1 protein-coding gene is annotated in these 578 nt (G+C 38.6%); it reads left to right on the top strand.

The features are described 5' to 3' along the window. A partial coding sequence (gene kdsB, locus BCU68_RS15565; protein WP_102565671.1) for a 3-deoxy-manno-octulosonate cytidylyltransferase occupies nucleotides 1-578 on the top strand: 578 nt, incomplete at both ends.

Below are 578 nucleotides of genomic sequence, written 5' to 3'. Positions count from 1 at the left end.
TATTTATGTCGCGACTGATGATGCTCGCATTATCGATGCAGTTGCTGAGTATGATGTTATAGGTGTTATGACATCGGAAGATCATGAGTCAGGTACTGATAGACTTGCTGAAGTTGCACAACTGCATCAATTCGATGACGATGATATTGTGGTGAATTTGCAAGGCGATGAGCCACTCATTGAACCAGAGCTATTACAACAAGTCGCTCAATTGTTAGTATCAAATGAAGCATCAATTTCAACCTTAATGACACCTATTACTTCCGTCGATGATCTATTAAACCCGAATGTGGTTAAGGTTGTTTCAGGTGAAAATAATAAAGCATTATATTTTAGCCGAGCTCCTATCCCTTACCCTAGAGATGCATTTAGCAAAACAAAATGTATTATGCCTGAGGGTAGCTATTATCGTCATTTAGGCTTATATGCTTACAAGGTATCTGCGTTAATTAAAATACCTACATTGCCAGCATCTGAACTGGAGAGTATTGAAAAACTAGAGCAACTTAGACCGTTGTCTTCTGGGCTAAATATTGTGGTTGAAAATGCCTGTATGATACCTAAAGCTGGAGTGGATA

The organism is Vibrio sp. 10N.286.49.B3 (genome assembly GCF_002873395.1).
Classification (GTDB): Bacteria; Pseudomonadota; Gammaproteobacteria; order Enterobacterales; family Vibrionaceae; genus Vibrio.
The sequence above is the reverse complement of the archived record's forward strand: the minus strand, read 5'-3'. Positions and strand labels throughout refer to the sequence as shown.